General features: G+C 41.5%; 15 protein-coding genes and 1 pseudogene. 7 read left to right on the top strand and 9 right to left on the bottom strand.

Annotation, left to right across the window (positions count from 1 at the left end; genetic code table 11):
* Window positions 1-11 precede the first annotated feature (11 nt).
* From NSQ70_RS16740 to NSQ70_RS16725, 4 genes and pseudogenes are all read right to left on the bottom strand, one after another.
* On the bottom strand, window positions 12-1220 hold the full coding sequence (locus NSQ70_RS16740) for an ammonium transporter (protein ID WP_041091425.1): 1209 nt from the start codon (window positions 1218-1220) through the stop codon (window positions 12-14).
* A 193-nt stretch (window positions 1221-1413) separates the two neighbouring features.
* Window positions 1414-2154 carry an amino acid ABC transporter ATP-binding protein gene (locus tag NSQ70_RS16735; RefSeq protein ID WP_045033939.1) on the bottom strand — a complete coding sequence of 247 codons (741 nt, stop codon included), beginning with the start codon at window positions 2152-2154 and terminating at the stop codon, window positions 1414-1416.
* A 10-nt stretch (window positions 2155-2164) separates the two neighbouring features.
* Entirely contained in the window at window positions 2165-2842 is a 678-nt protein-coding gene (locus NSQ70_RS16730) for an amino acid ABC transporter permease (RefSeq protein ID WP_268372866.1), read from the bottom strand.
* A gap of 40 nt (window positions 2843-2882) precedes the next feature.
* Window positions 2883-3722, bottom strand: a pseudogene (locus NSQ70_RS16725) (transporter substrate-binding domain-containing protein); the annotation flags it as partial.
* Between the two features lie 218 nt (window positions 3723-3940).
* Here NSQ70_RS16725 and NSQ70_RS16720 point away from each other — a divergent pair.
* Window positions 3941-5332 carry an MFS transporter gene (locus NSQ70_RS16720; RefSeq protein WP_035389771.1) on the top strand — a complete coding sequence of 464 codons (1392 nt, stop codon included), beginning with the start codon at window positions 3941-3943 and terminating at the stop codon, window positions 5330-5332.
* Between the two features lie 33 nt (window positions 5333-5365).
* On the opposite strand, the gene NSQ70_RS16715 is transcribed toward NSQ70_RS16720, so the two are convergent.
* From NSQ70_RS16715 to NSQ70_RS16705, 3 genes are all read right to left on the bottom strand, one after another.
* Window positions 5366-5965 (bottom strand): undecaprenyl-diphosphatase, encoded by a 600-nt coding sequence (locus NSQ70_RS16715; protein ID WP_047945727.1) that lies wholly within the window; start codon window positions 5963-5965, stop codon window positions 5366-5368.
* A 109-nt stretch (window positions 5966-6074) separates the two neighbouring features.
* Entirely contained in the window at window positions 6075-7262 is a 1188-nt protein-coding gene (locus NSQ70_RS16710; RefSeq protein WP_024718734.1) for an MFS transporter, read from the bottom strand.
* A gap of 15 nt (window positions 7263-7277) precedes the next feature.
* A complete protein-coding gene (locus tag NSQ70_RS16705) occupies window positions 7278-7691 on the bottom strand; it encodes a MarR family transcriptional regulator (RefSeq protein ID WP_216099246.1) in 414 nt (137 codons plus the stop codon).
* Between the two features lie 347 nt (window positions 7692-8038).
* Between NSQ70_RS16705 and spoIIID the strand changes: the two genes are divergently transcribed.
* The 4 genes from spoIIID to NSQ70_RS16685 all read left to right on the top strand — a co-directional run bounded on the left by spoIIID (window position 8039) and on the right by NSQ70_RS16685 (window position 11326).
* A complete protein-coding gene (gene spoIIID, locus NSQ70_RS16700; protein ID WP_008343327.1) occupies window positions 8039-8317 on the top strand; it encodes a sporulation transcriptional regulator SpoIIID in 279 nt (92 codons plus the stop codon).
* Window positions 8318-8502: 185 nt separating this feature from the next.
* Entirely contained in the window at window positions 8503-9504 is a 1002-nt protein-coding gene (mbl, locus tag NSQ70_RS16695) for a cell shape-determining protein Mbl (RefSeq protein WP_012011515.1), read from the top strand.
* A gap of 134 nt (window positions 9505-9638) precedes the next feature.
* Window positions 9639-10478, top strand: a complete 840-nt coding sequence (locus NSQ70_RS16690; RefSeq protein ID WP_017360018.1) for a flagellar hook-basal body protein — start codon at window positions 9639-9641, stop codon at window positions 10476-10478.
* A gap of 29 nt (window positions 10479-10507) precedes the next feature.
* The gene (locus NSQ70_RS16685) at window positions 10508-11326 is read left to right on the top strand and encodes a flagellar hook-basal body protein (protein WP_007497568.1); all 819 of its coding nucleotides are present in this window, start codon (window positions 10508-10510) and stop codon (window positions 11324-11326) included.
* Between the two features lie 14 nt (window positions 11327-11340).
* On the opposite strand, the gene NSQ70_RS16680 is transcribed toward NSQ70_RS16685, so the two are convergent.
* Window positions 11341-12396 carry a tetratricopeptide repeat protein gene (locus NSQ70_RS16680; RefSeq protein ID WP_045033942.1) on the bottom strand — a complete coding sequence of 352 codons (1056 nt, stop codon included), beginning with the start codon at window positions 12394-12396 and terminating at the stop codon, window positions 11341-11343.
* Window positions 12397-12615: 219 nt separating this feature from the next.
* Here NSQ70_RS16680 and fabZ point away from each other — a divergent pair, with 219 nt between their 5' ends.
* Together fabZ and mscL are read left to right on the top strand one after the other, a co-directional pair.
* Window positions 12616-13050: a 3-hydroxyacyl-ACP dehydratase FabZ gene (fabZ, locus tag NSQ70_RS16675; protein ID WP_024718731.1), complete on the top strand. Its 435-nt coding sequence runs from the start codon at window positions 12616-12618 to the stop codon at window positions 13048-13050.
* 126 nt (window positions 13051-13176) lie between these two features.
* Complete coding sequence (gene mscL, locus NSQ70_RS16670; protein ID WP_007497563.1) at window positions 13177-13572, top strand: large conductance mechanosensitive channel protein MscL; 396 nt, start codon at window positions 13177-13179, stop codon at window positions 13570-13572.
* A gap of 27 nt (window positions 13573-13599) precedes the next feature.
* Here mscL and NSQ70_RS16665 read toward each other — a convergent pair whose 3' ends face one another.
* On the bottom strand, window positions 13600-14010 hold the full coding sequence (locus NSQ70_RS16665; protein WP_003215215.1) for a YwpF-like family protein: 411 nt from the start codon (window positions 14008-14010) through the stop codon (window positions 13600-13602).
* Window positions 14011-14099: the final 89 nt, after the last annotated feature.

The raw sequence follows: 14099 nt of genomic DNA, 5'->3' as shown, positions 1-14099 counted from the left end.
CCCCTTTTTCTTTAATCTTGATATGCTTTTTCGCCGTGCATCGTTAAATCAAGACCGACTGATTCTTCTTCTTCAGTTGCGCGAATCTTGAAGAAGATGTTGACGACTTTGATGATCACGTATGTGACAACTGCAACAAAGACGTATGTGGCCACGATGGCGACAACTTGTTTCCAAAGTAAGCTTGGATCGCCGTAAAATAAGCCGTTGGCTCCGCCATCATTGACAGATGTAGTGGCGAAAAGGCCTGTAGCAATGCCTCCCCACGTACCGCCGATTCCGTGCAGACCGAATGCATCCAGTGCATCATCATAGCCGAACTTGGCTTTAAGTGAATAGACGCCCCAGAAACAAACGATTCCGCCGATGATTCCGATGATAATCGAAGCAAATGGTGTGACAAAACCTGCGGCAGGTGTAATCGCTACTAGGCCTGCAATGGCTCCAGAGATTGCACCTAGCATCGTTGGTTTTTTGTTGATCATCCATTCGACTAACAGCCAGCCGATGATTCCTGCAGCAGCTGCTGTATTGGTGTTAATGAAGGCATACATGGCGACACTGTCTAATGTGAGGGCACTTCCTACGTTAAACCCAAACCAGCCAAACCAAATCACAGCTCCGCCAAGAAGTGTGTAGATCAAGTTATGCGGAGAAGAACTTGCCGCTTCTTTTCGCTTCCCGAGAACAATGGCTACGACTAGACCAGCCACACCGGATGATATGTGGACGACGTTTCCACCGGCGAAGTCAAGTGCACCCATTTCGCCAATCCAGCCGCCACCCCATACCCAGTGTGCGACTGGAGCGTATACAAATGTGACCCAAAGGAGTGTAAACACGACCACCGCTGAGTAACGAATACGTTCAGCGAAGGCACCAGAGATAATGGCTGTTGTGAGGACAGCAAAGGTCATTTGGAACATCATGAACAATGAATGTGGAATCGTATCACTATATGAACCAGGTTCAAAGCCAACGCCTTTTAGTCCAACCCAGTCAAAGCCTCCGATCCATGCATTGCCTGGCGCAAAGGCCAGTGAATAGCCAAATACGATCCAGACGATAGAGACAATGGCTAGTGAGGTTAAGCTGTGCATCGTCGTACTTAACACGTTTTTACTTCTCACAAGTCCTCCGTAGAATAAGGCTAAACCCGGTGTCATTAACCACACGAGTAGTGTGCAGAAGAACATAAATACTGTATCACCCATTTGCATGCTGCATTCCCCCGAATCATTCAGAATTAATAGATTTCTTAATTCTTCATTATAGAGAGAAAAGTCATATATAACATATTCATGTAAGTTTATCTAACATGGTTTTTTGGTCATTATCAATATAAATGGATGAAAAGTTCGTAAAAAATGAGAATAAACGTGTATGAACGACGAAAAATAAAGGACGTTTGACCTATAAAATCGAACTGAGAAACAATTTGGTTCGCTCCTCTTGAGGGGAATCAAATAATTCTGATGGGGTACCTTGTTCGACAATTCGTCCTTCATGCATATAAACAACTCGGTCAGCTACTTCTTTTGCAAAGCCCATTTCATGAGTGACGATGACCATTGTCATGCCTTCTTTGGCAAGACTTTTCATGGTTTGCAGCACTTCGCCTACAAGCTCTGGGTCCAGCGCAGAAGTGGGCTCGTCAAATAACATGACATCGGGCTTCATGGCGAGAGCTCGTGCGATGGCAACGCGCTGTTTTTGACCTCCTGATAGCTTTGAAGGGTACACTTTTGCTTTATCCGCTAGTCCGACTTTCTCTAATAAGACATTGGCTTCAGTTATCGCTTGTGCTTTCTTTGTTTTTTTCACCATAACCGGTGCTTCGATGATGTTTTCAAGCACGGTTTTGTGCGGGAAGAGATTAAAATGCTGAAACACCATGCCTATTTTCTGCCTCATTTCGTTTAATTGATCTCGTTTTGGATGAACGGGACTGCCATCAATGATGATCTGACCGTCATTTTTTATTTCTAAAAAATTCATACAACGGAGCAAGGTGCTTTTCCCAGAGCCGCTTGCACCAATTAAGACGACGACATCATTTTCATATACAGTGAGGTCGATATCTTTTAAGACATGCAGCTCTCCAAAGTGTTTATTCAGTTTTTCAACACGAATGATCTCTTTTGATTCTGTCATGCTTCTCCTCCTAATGATCACTGACTGATAGTTTCTTCTCAACGGTTTGCACAGCGAATGTTAACAGCAGGACAAGAACTAAGTAATAGACAGCCACGACAAGTAAGTACGTCATGTTGTCAAAACTGTTGGAGCCTTGAGTGGTGGCTATGTTAAAGAGTTCATTGACGCTGATGAAGGCGGCAAGTGAAGAGTCTTTTAAGCCGATAATAAACTGATTGCCGAGAGGGGGGAGGGCGCGCCGCATCGCTTGCGGGAGAATGATACGTCTCATGGTTAGAAATCGCCCCATGCCAAGAGAACGTCCTGCTTCTTTTTGACCTTGATCGATTGATTGAATCGCCCCTCTGAATATTTCTGCTATATAGGCACCGTTATGGAAGGCAAGCGCAATAGAGGCTGCCCAAAAGTCGGGTATATTTAATTCTGTAAGCCCAAAATACAGGATGAAAATCTGCACAATGAGTGGTGTCCCGCGTACAAGGAAGATATAGGCATTTGCGATATAACCGAAAACGGCCACGCGGGATATTTTTAGTAAGGCAAAGAAAAGCCCGATGAACATGCCGATGAAAATACTGATGACAGTGAGTTGTAAGGTGAGCAGCATTCCTTCTAAGAAAACCCCTCTAGAATCAATCAGCGTTTGAAAAAAATGTGAAAAGGTAGGCAAAACAATCATCTCCATTTGAAGAAAGTGCGCCTAGAGAAAGGCGCACAATCGTGGTTTGTTTGACGGTAATATCTTCGTCAAAATACTTTTCGCTAATTTGTCTTAATGTTCCGTCTTTTTTGAGTGCATCAATCGCATCGTTGATTTCTTTTATGAGCTCTTTATTGTCTTTAGAGACAGCAATTGCTTGCTCACTTTGCCCGAGTCTTTCTTGTGCTTCAATTTTTAGTTTTTTCTTCATGGCTTCTGCCCCTGTGGCAAAATCAGTGACGACCGCATCGTGTTTGCCATTGGCTAGTGCTTCTAAAGCGACAACATCACTGTCGTAATATTTCGGTTCCTGACCGCTATGTTCTTTGGCAATATCCGCATAAGACGAACCTTTAGAGACAGCGATTTCTTTGTTTTTTAAGTCATCTGCACTGTGAATGTCTGCGCCGGGTCTTGTGAAGATTTGCGGACCGGAGTAGTAATACGGTTGAGAAAAAAGGACGTGTTTTTTTCGTTCCTCGTTGATGGTATGACTTGCAACGGCCGCATCAAATTTACCTGCTTTGACGCCTTCGACGATGCCTGCGAATTTATATTTTTTCTGTACAGGCTCTAGGCCCATCTTGTCACTAATCGCATTGCCGACATCAATATCAAAGCCGGACATCTGGTTTCCATCCATGTAACTGAATGGGTGGAATTCACCTGATGCTGCAAAAATAAATTTCCCATCCTCCAAAATCGGCGACCCTTTCGCTGTAGAATTACGTTTATCTCCGTTCCCATTTGTTTCATTTGAACCACACGAAGACAGAAGTAATACTGCAACCGAGAAAAGGGCTGGGACCCAAAACCGTCTTTTTTTAATAATAAGCTTCTCCTCCTTTTCAGCCGTTCTCCGTATAAGGAGAAAGTAGGCTTTTCAATATGTGTAGCATCTTACCATTTGTTCCTCATATTCTCAATTTTATATGCGATTTTCCAACACTTGCCCTTTTTAAAATGTATGTCTTGCTTTTCGGAGAGAGAACTTGAATTGATCAGGGTAAAAAAGGGAAATGAATCTCATAATAACGAGGAGATAGACAAAGAACGTGTATGTCAAAAGAAGGGGGCGGGTGTATGATCAAATGGAAAAACAACCGAAAAGTCTTTTTAACGGCGATTGCTTTTGGAACGATGTTAAATCCATTGAATTCCTCAATGATTTCTTTAGCCTTGCATCAAATTCAGCATGAGTTCGGTTTGTCGTTTACGACGGTATCTTGGCTCATTTCAACGTTTTATTTGGCCAGCGCGGTCACGCAGCCGGTGAGTGGACGAATTGGAGATCATGTGATGAGCCGGAGAACCTTATTTTTATTTGGACTAGTTCTAGTGGCAGTCTCAGCCATTTGTGCGCCGTTTGCCCCGACTTTTGCGGTGCTGATTGTGATCCGGCTTCTACAGGCGATTGGAAGCAGTGCGATCTATCCTTCAGGTGTTGGACTGATTCGGGATCATGTGAAGGAACGACAAGCTTCTGCTTTAGCGGTATTGTCCATCTTTGCTTCAGCGATGACAGCACTCGGGCCGACACTTGGCGGGTTTTTGATGACGATCGGCAGCTGGCCGGCGATCTTTTTAGTGAATCTGCCATTCATATTGATCAGTTTTTTTCTAGGCCTTTCCTTGTTTCCTAAGGAGAAGAAGAAAAAATTGCGTATCGGAGACACTGTCCGAAAGCTTGATTTGCCAGGGATGTTTCTATTTACAGTTTGTATTGTCCTTTTGCTTTCTTTTTTATTATCACTATCTGATGGTATTCAGTATGTACAGGGCATTCTCTGTCTTGTGAGTGCGGGTGCTTTTATATGGTGGGAATATCAGGTGGATGAGCCATTTATCCAAATTCGGATGTTCAGGCAGGAGAAACGGCTTTCGCTTGTGTATGTGCAATTTATCATTTTGAATATTTTCTTCTATTGTCTCTTTTTTGGCTTGCCAAGTTATTTTCAGGATGAATTGGGCTGGCGTGTGGAGATGACAGGTCTCTTTATGCTTTGCATGTCTGGCGTGAGCATAATGGTATCGCCGCTGACTGGCAAGTGGGTAGATCGCGGCGATGAACGGCATCCTGTTTTGGCAAGTGCTGTGCTGATGCTGGCCGGTGCTTCCGCAATGACTTTCTTTTTTATACCTGCGCCATTCTGGGGGAAAGGACTGGTTCTTGCTTTGCTTGGACTCAGTTACGGGATTGGAAATGTTGCGCTTCAAGCTGCGATGTTAAAAGCGAGCCCTCAACAAATGATTGGCACGACCTCTGGGCTTTTTCAAACATGCAGGTACCTTGGTTCCATTCTATCATCTGCCGTGCTTGGCATGCTGTTTGGTGAGGAAATTGCAGGTTCTCATTTTGAACAATTAGGCTGGACATTGATCATGATTTCTCTTGTCGGCATTAGCGTCAGCCTTTATTTTTCGAGTATGGTCAGAGGAAAACAAACAATGAAAAAAGCGGCTGGGATAAAGTAGAAGAGAGGTCTTCCATACTTTATCGCAAGCCGCTTAAGAGTTGGACAGGTCTGTTCCTTGGTCCTTTTGCTTCCTTCTGAAAATTTTGCCCACAATGTTCTCGTAAAATGTCACGATACGGTCAATTGGAGAGTCAAAGAACTTCCATAATTTATTCATGATAAAGACAACCACAATCGATACGATCAAGCTGCCTAATACATCAAATGGATAATGATGACCGACCCAGATGCGGGAGAACCCTGTCAGTAATCCAAAAACAAGCAAAATATTGCCGAGTTTTTTATTACGGGATCGAATGGCTAGTGAAAGAGCCAGTGCACCTGTTGTGTGGTCACTTGGGAAGGAAGCGTCTGCTGAGTGCGGGATGAGTGTGTCGACTTTGTGCGCCACAAACGGCCGCTCTTCATAATAAAACAGCGTAATGGCAAAATTGACGATGAGTGCCACGATGCCTGTTACACCAGAAAAGAAGACATGCTTCTTAAATTTGTGATTACCTAAAAACCAGCAAATCAATAAGACGAGGGCATATACGAGAATGGCCTTTTTCGTAATGAAAATCATGGCCTGATCTAAAAACTCAGAATGATGAGCCATCCCGTGTATGACTTTAAACAATTCGTAATTCAAAACATCACCTATACTTTCGCTTAACGCCAACTATTTTTCAAAAGACCTATCTGTTCATTTGAAATATCCTATATTTTAGCATGTTTTCAGTGAAGTTTAAAACAGTATCCTATTCTGATAGGGAAACCTTTTGTGCTTTTGCTTCTTGCGGTTTTCGTTCGCTCCAATAAAAAACGCCCATGCTAAGTAACACGACAACGCCAGCAATGAGATATACATTTGAAAAATCTGTGAAGCTGACAAGCAGTCCGAAGACAAATGATCCAGCGGCAATCCCCGTATCATATAGGGTAAAGAAAGTTGCTGTGGCGTAGCCTGTACGGTGTGCTGGTGAGTGCTGTATCGCAAGTGTTTGTAAACATGGCACCAAAGAGCCGTAGCCAAGACCGATGACAGCGCCGGATAAAAGAAGCATGGTGGCTGTTTGTGTAGCGGTCAGCATCCATAAACCAATCGCAAAGAGAGCAATCGATGGATAGATCACAATATGAGGCCCGACTCGGTCAAACAGTCTGCCTGTAAATGGACGTGATCCAAGCATTGCAGCTGCAAAAACAATGAAGAAATAACTGCTTGCACCCATCAGGTGAAGTGAATTGGCATACACTGAAATAAATGAAATGATCGGCGAGTAACAGAAGGAGATGATGATTCCAACTGCTGCCGTTTTTAAAGCACCTTTTTCAAACAGATGAGAAAAAGTGAATCGAAAGATGACACTTCCGCCGTTTTCAGGCTCTGGCTGTCTAATCAGCATCGTGAAAGCTGCACCGATAGAGACGATGATCGAAAAGAGAAGAAATAAAGAATGGAATCCTACTTTTCCGACTTGATTCAGTGCGATAAACGGACCGATAACCACAGCGAGGTTCATTGACATGACAAAGTATCCAAGACCCTCTCCTCGTTTATGTTTCGGAATCATATCAGCTGCAATGGCACTTGCTACGGTTGTCAAAATGCTGAAGAAGATTCCTTGCACGAAACGCAGCATGAGAAGTGTTTGGAATTGATCAATTGGAATGTATAAATAAGTGAGCAGGGCAAAAGCTGTTGAAGAAAAAATCGCCATGCGTTTCTTGCCGAATTTCTCAATAATGGCCCCTGAAAATGGTCTTGTCACAATTGCTGATAATAAGAAGACCGTCACAAGGAGGCCACCCTGTGATTCTGTTCCATTTAATTCATCCATTGTGTAAATGGGGAGTAGTGTCAAAAGGGCATAAAAAGAGGTGAATGTAAATAAATTCACCAGGACAATCATGATAAAGTCTTTTGTCCAAATGCGTTCGTTCATGGTGTAAGTCACTTCCTATTCAGTTGATAATTTGTGTAAAAGTGTATGGAGGAGTTGTTTTTCTTCGTAGGTAAAATTTGAAAGACATTCTTCTTCAAATTGTTCCATCGTCTGTTTGATTTTTTGAAACTTTGCTTTTGCATCGTCTGTCATGACGATGAGATTCTCACGTTTGTCTTTTCCTTGGACTCGTTTCACCCAGCCGTTTGCTTCTAGACGCGTCACGGTTCTTGTAATCGTCGGTGCTTCGACGTTCAAATAGGTCCAAATGTCTTTTTGCGTTTTAGGACCGAATGTATCCAAACAAAAAAGTACAGTCCACTGGGACATGTACAAGTCATAAGCAGCAAGCGCTTCGTTCGCTTTTTTAGACAGCAGCCGCGCGCTTTGATGTATTTGATGTAAACACTCTCTGTTTAACGTATCCATAGGCTCACCTTTATTCATTATTTATCTAGGTAAATAAAATCACCTTTCCTATTTTACGTGTTACACCGATGCTTGTAAAGTGAAAATTTTCGCCACTCGAAATGATTTTTTGTTTTGTCTTTTCTGATAAATCCCTTGTCCCATCTTCATTTTTAGCATATTCCCTATGCAATGCTAATACACTGTTACAAACCTGACAAAGAGAGTGTTTGAGGTGAGGGATCGTGTTTGGCATTTACTACCTAATGGATGAGAAATTAAGACGAACAAGCGCCGCTGAAAATGGATAATATTGATACGGATCTCATTTCACACTTCTCACATCCATTTTAGGGAGGTCGAGTGGTGTGCACGATTACATCAAAGAGCGAACAATCAAGATAGGAAAGTATATCGTGGAGACAAAGAAAACCGTTCGTGTAATTGCGAAAGAATTTGGAGTCTCTAAAAGTACTGTACACAAGGATCTAACAGAAAGACTGCCAGAAATTAATCCAGATCTGGCTAACGAAGTGAAGGAGATACTGGATTATCATAAATCAATCCGCCACCTGCGAGGGGGAGAAGCCACAAAGTTAAAGTATAAAAAAGAAGAAATTTTAGAAGGTGAGCCTGTAAAACAGTAAGCTTTAGTTCTTTGTTCATAAACATGATATATATATCTTCCTCTTATCGGTAGTTTCTAACCACAAATTTTGTAAAGACTTTTGTAAAGAAATATCTTTTTTTCTGCAAATTATGATAGAATATATAATTAGGGCAGAATGTGGTATTTGCTATGGAAACAGATTTTCAAGGAGGATATATATAGATGTTTGCTAGGGATATTGGAATTGATCTTGGTACTGCAAATGTACTGATTCATGTCAAAGGAAAAGGAATTGTGTTAAATGAACCATCTGTTGTCGCTCTTGATAAAAACAGCGGGAAAGTATTAGCTGTTGGAGAAGAAGCGAGACGTATGGTTGGACGTACGCCTGGGAATATTGTTGCGATTCGTCCATTAAAAGATGGCGTAATTGCTGATTTTGAAGTAACTGAAGCGATGCTCAAGCATTTTATTAACTCATTAAATGTGAAAGGGCTATTCTCTAAGCCGCGTATGCTCATCTGCTGCCCAACAAACATTACATCTGTTGAGCAGAAGGCGATCAAAGAAGCTGCTGAAAAAAGCGGCGGGAAGCATGTATTTCTTGAAGAAGAGCCAAAAGTAGCAGCTATTGGTGCTGGTATGGATATTTTTCAGCCAAGTGGAAACATGGTCGTAGATATTGGAGGCGGAACGACAGATATCGCTGTCATCTCAATGGGTGACATTGTAACCGCCTCTTCTATTAAAATGGCTGGAGACAAATTTGACTTGGAAATTCTAAACTACATTAAAAAAGAGTACAAGCTGTTGATCGGTGAGCGAACTGCAGAGGACATTAAGATCCAAGTTGCAACGGTATTCCCAGACGCACGTCACGAAGAGATATCGATTCGTGGACGAGACATGGTGACAGGATTACCAAGAACGATTACCGTCACAAGCAAAGAAGTAGAAGAAGCATTACGTGAATCTGTATCTGCCATTGTTCAGGCTGCGAAACAAGTTCTCGAAAGAACACCACCTGAATTATCAGCTGATATCATTGACCGCGGCGTCATCATTACTGGTGGCGGAGCGCTTCTAAACGGGCTTGATCAATTGCTTGCAGAAGAGCTGAAAGTACCAGTTTTCGTTGCAGAAAATCCAATGGATTGTGTAGCAGTTGGTACTGGCGTGATGCTTGATAATATGGACAAGCTGCCAAAGCGTAAACTCAGCTAATGATTTCCCTCATTCTTTTTAGAAAGAATGGGGGATTTTTATTAAAGAAGCCTGCCAATATGCCGATATATTTCATAGAAGATTGTGTACTGATGATTTTAGGTCATGTGAAAGAATTTGAATGAGGTGAGCACGTGTTAAAAGGACTATACACCGCAACATCTGCCATGATCGCTCAAGAGCGGCGGACAGAAATGCTTTCAAATAATATCGCAAATGCGAATACTCCAGGCTATAAAGCAGATGAAGGGGCCATGCGCGCATTTCCAGAAATGCTGCTAAGCCGAATGGAATCAGGACGTTTCCAAACATCTTCAGGCAAAGGCTTTAGTATCCCTCAGCAAACGGCGATTGGCGGAATTAATACGGGAACATACATGCAGGAATTGATTCCTCAATTTACACAAGGAACATTAAAAACAACGGATCAAACAACGGATATCGCATTAGTAGAAAATAATGTACCCATCAACCCGGAGACAAATCAAAAGTCAGCGCTTTTTTATGCTGTGAATACACCAGAAGGCGTTCGTTATACGAAAAGCAGTTCCATTACATTGAATGATCAAAATCAGTTGACGATCAATGGACGTGCCCTTCTTTCCGTGACGGGTCAGCCGATTACCGTTCAAAGTGAGAATTTCAAAGTGAACGCAGATGGAACCGTGAGTGAAAACGGACAAAATCTTGGACAAATTGATGTACGTGTTGCAATGGATACAAGAAACCTTGCGCGTGAAGGAAATGATTTATACCGTACAGCTGATAATCAGCCTCTTCCAAGTGCGGTCAATAATGGTCAAATGTCCTATACATTAAGCCAAGGTGTATCAGAGCTGTCGAACGTTGATGTGACGAAATCATATACAGAAATGACAACAGCCTACCGCGCATTTGAAACAAACCAAAAAGTGGTTCAGGCATATGATAAAAGTTTAGAAAAAGCAGTAAACGAAATCGGAAGAGTGTATTAATGAAGAAATGAAGAGAGAGGAGGATTCTCATGCTTAGAACGATGATCAATGCAGCTGTGTCAATGAACGAGGTGCAAAAGCAGCTTGATATCATTAGTAATAACATTGCAAACAGTGAAACAACAGGGTATCGCGCGAAAAATACCCGTTTTTCAGAGCTGGTCAGACAACAGTTTAATCAGGTAGATGAAAAAAATGAGCAGGTGGCAAACAGTCGTCTGACACCTGCTGGTTTAAGGCTTGGAACTGGAACGATGGTCAATGCATCCATTAACTCATTGCAAGGGTCTATTAAAGAAACAGGCCGTGACCTTGATGTTGCATTTGGTGCGCCATCTCAGTATTTGCAGGTCAATGCTGGCGGTAACATCCGGTATACAAGAGATGGCTCTCTTTATTTACAGCCAGGAAATAATCGGAATCAAGTCCAGCTGGTGACAAGCGAAGGCCATCCGATTCTTGACGAAAACGGGAATGAGATTGTCTTAAATGCAAATTTCCGTGATATTTCTATCGATAAAAATGGCCGGCTTACAGCTATCTCTCGAGGCAATCAACCGAATCAGCAGGTGAACCTTGGGGTTGTTCAAGTGAATAATTCTTCAGCACTCATCTCTGAAGGAGAAAATTTGTTCTCAGTCGACGGCAACTATCAAGGCGCTTTAACGGCACTGAATGGCGCAAACCGTCAGGCCATTCAACTTCAGCAAGGTGCACTTGAAACGTCGAATGTAGACATGTCTAAAGAATTAACAGACCTCATGACAACACAGCGTTCGTATCAGATGAACTCAAGAACCATTACGATGGGCGATCAAATGCTAGGACTCATTAATACCATTCGATAATGAGCAGGCGGATGTCAGCCTCTCATGATAAAAAAGGCGGCTCGCTCAAAGTCGCCCTTTTTTTTATAAAAATCTGAGACATCTGCAAGCAGATCTTCAAGATCAATCCAGGCTTCTTTTCGTTCAAGACATGTGACGAGTGTAGCAATCTGTTCATCTGCCTTGGGCGTTTGGCTGTAGAGAAGGAATAAAATTTGGAACTTGATTCTTAATAGATCAAATTGGGCATCAACGGCTTCTTTTAGCCCTTTTTGAATATACTTCATTCCTTCATCAGTTAAATTCTCTTTAAAGCAGGAACGCACAGTTTCATAGAGACACGATACATAGGAGTGGGCAGATTTCCGGTATGCTGGGAGCCGAAGCGCTTTTTTAAAGTATTCTAGTGCTTCCTTATGACGATTCTGTCTCGACTTGATAAAACCAGCGTCATAATACACGATACCAAGCAGTTCTTGGTCATCAATCATTTTCACGTATTCGATAATTTCAATCAAAATAGCTTCTGCTTCTTCATATTTTTTTTGATCACTAAAGTTAAGTGCGAGCACAATTTTGCACCGATAAATGCTGTGGATATCCCCGTGCTTTGCAAAGATATCCATGGCTTTTTCAACATGTCGAATGGATAACAGTGAATAGCGGTTGTTATAATAAACACCACTTGTACGGAAATGAAACTCCGCTTCCTCTAGCTCATCGTCTAGCAGGGGCAGTTTTTCTTCTGCTTTTTCAAGATAATGAATGGCATCGTTTTGATCGCTCTTTAAAGATTCGTATAAACCGAGAAAAAAGTAAAAATAATATTGCAGTTGATCATTCATTTGATCTTTGTGGAGCATGAGTTCATGCTTCAGTTTTTCTAAGTCTTCTGTTTGGTTCATCCAGAGCTGGTGCCGAAAAAGCATAAGCTGATAATGTAAATGAAGCTCCTGTTTCTTTGACAATCTACGTTTATATTTGGTTAAGGACGTTTTGATCTCTTCAGCCTTCGAAAAATGTCGATGTTTTAGCATTGTATACCACGAATGGAGAAGTTTTTTAATGGATTTATCGCTTATAAAATTCATTTTTACCCTCTTATTCAATCAATGATGTAATATATATTACCATATTTGTGAAAAAACGATGAGTGTAGAGTGGATTATATTTCATCACAATAGGTAATGATAGATTCTATTTTTTACCATAAATGTTGGCTGAACATTGAAAAATGACTGCATTCATAATATACTTCAATAGGAATCAAATGAAGATTAGCGATATAGAAAAGAAGGAGAGATCAAGACATGCTTGATGCTCAGCAAATTCAAGACATTATTCCACACCGTTATCCATTTTTATTGGTTGACCGTATTTTAGAAGTTGATGGTGAGAAAAGAGCGGTTGGAATCAAAAATGTCACAGTAAATGAAGAATTTTTTAATGGCCATTTCCCAGGATACCCCGTCATGCCGGGTGTGCTTATTGTAGAAGCGCTTGCTCAAGTTTTTGGGGTTATCATGTTAGGTAAAGAAGAGAACAAAGGGAAAATTGGTTTGTTTGCAGGGATTGACAGCTGCCGATTCAAAAGACAGGTCAAGCCAGGCGATCAGCTACGTTTAGAGGTTGAAATCACACGTCTTCGTGGTCCAGTTGCCAAAGGAAAAGCAGTTGCAACAGTAGATGGCGAAGTGGCATGTGAAGCAGAACTGACATTTTCTATCGGTCCGAAAGTATCGTAATGTGTCTGACGGTTCATCTTGTATGAACCGTTTTTTATATGGAAACATTCAGCCAGAGCGGATGAGGACTTGCTTTTTTGACAAAAAAACGTCATATTAGACAAAAAAAGATGAAGGTGATAAAGAATGCTGAAAGAATTTAGAGAGTTTGCCGTCAAGGGGAATGTGATTGACCTTGCTGTCGGTGTCATCATCGGGGGAGCATTTGGCAAAATTGTCACTTCTCTTGTGAATGATTTAATTATGCCGCTTGTTGGTATTATTGTTGGGGGGCATGATTTTAGTGGATTGTCTATTAAAATCGGTTCTGCTCAAATTTTGTATGGAAGTTTCATTCAAACAGTGGTCGACTTCTTGATTATCTCCTTTTCCATTTTTATCTTTATTCGTTATTTAAATAAATTAAAACGGAAAAAGGTAGAGGAAGAGGAAGTGGTTGAAACGCCAGATCAAACGGAAGTGTTGTTAACCGAAATTAGAGATTTATTGAAAAATCAAAGCCAATCGAAAGATGTGCAATAGAAAAAGAGCGGCTCATCCCGCTCTTTTTTATGTGTTCTGTTTAAAAGCATCCAGCAGTTTTTCTCCTGATAGCCCCTCTTTGACGAGGTCTTTTAATACTTCTTCGGTTTCAGTTCTGTAACGATTTGTGATCATTTTACCGTCGAGTAATACAGATATGTTTTCTTCTAAGGCAACGATGTTTTTGACTTGGACCGATAGATGAACAGGGCGGTTGTTTTCTTTTGTAATCGTCACGAGAATCTTTACTTCTGTATGCTGCTGGAAGAGCACCTCAAACACTTGTCTATGCTTCTTTGGAATCAGTGCCTCGATCATCCAGTGATTTTCGCCATCTTCTTTATTAATGATTAAGCCGTCACGAAGGGGAATGCTGGACATTTTATCTTGCTTTGGATCAAGTTCGATTTTTAAATCAATCAGCCTAAAGGTTTTCATATTTATCACCTCACAAGCGTTCATTATTCGTAAGTATCATTATAGCATACAACATCTGTATAAATGAAACCGCTGCCTACTCAGAACTA

The organism is Bacillus sp. FSL R5-0397, assembly GCF_038593395.1.
Taxonomy (GTDB): Bacteria; Bacillota; Bacilli; order Bacillales; family Bacillaceae; genus Bacillus; species Bacillus altitudinis.
This window is presented reverse-complemented; position numbering and strand designations above follow the sequence as displayed.

Excerpts from the sequence above, each read along its gene's own strand:
- NSQ70_RS16740 (WP_041091425.1), bottom strand. The coding sequence starts at position 1,220 with ATGCAAATGGGTGATACAGTATTTATGTTCTTCTGCACACTACTCGTG.
- NSQ70_RS16735 (WP_045033939.1), bottom strand. The coding sequence starts at position 2,154 with ATGACAGAATCAAAAGAGATCATTCGTGTTGAAAAACTGAATAAACAC.
- NSQ70_RS16730 (WP_268372866.1), bottom strand. The coding sequence starts at position 2,842 with ATGGAGATGATTGTTTTGCCTACCTTTTCACATTTTTTTCAAACGCTG.
- NSQ70_RS16720 (WP_035389771.1), top strand. The coding sequence starts at position 3,941 with ATGATCAAATGGAAAAACAACCGAAAAGTCTTTTTAACGGCGATTGCT.
- NSQ70_RS16710 (WP_024718734.1), bottom strand. The coding sequence starts at position 7,262 with ATGAACGAACGCATTTGGACAAAAGACTTTATCATGATTGTCCTGGTG.
- NSQ70_RS16705 (WP_216099246.1), bottom strand. The coding sequence starts at position 7,691 with ATGGATACGTTAAACAGAGAGTGTTTACATCAAATACATCAAAGCGCG.
- mbl (WP_012011515.1), top strand. The coding sequence starts at position 8,503 with ATGTTTGCTAGGGATATTGGAATTGATCTTGGTACTGCAAATGTACTG.
- NSQ70_RS16685 (WP_007497568.1), top strand. The coding sequence starts at position 10,508 with ATGCTTAGAACGATGATCAATGCAGCTGTGTCAATGAACGAGGTGCAA.
- NSQ70_RS16680 (WP_045033942.1), bottom strand. The coding sequence starts at position 12,396 with ATGAATTTTATAAGCGATAAATCCATTAAAAAACTTCTCCATTCGTGG.
- fabZ (WP_024718731.1), top strand. The coding sequence starts at position 12,616 with ATGCTTGATGCTCAGCAAATTCAAGACATTATTCCACACCGTTATCCA.
- mscL (WP_007497563.1), top strand. The coding sequence starts at position 13,177 with ATGCTGAAAGAATTTAGAGAGTTTGCCGTCAAGGGGAATGTGATTGAC.
- NSQ70_RS16665 (WP_003215215.1), bottom strand. The coding sequence starts at position 14,010 with ATGAAAACCTTTAGGCTGATTGATTTAAAAATCGAACTTGATCCAAAG.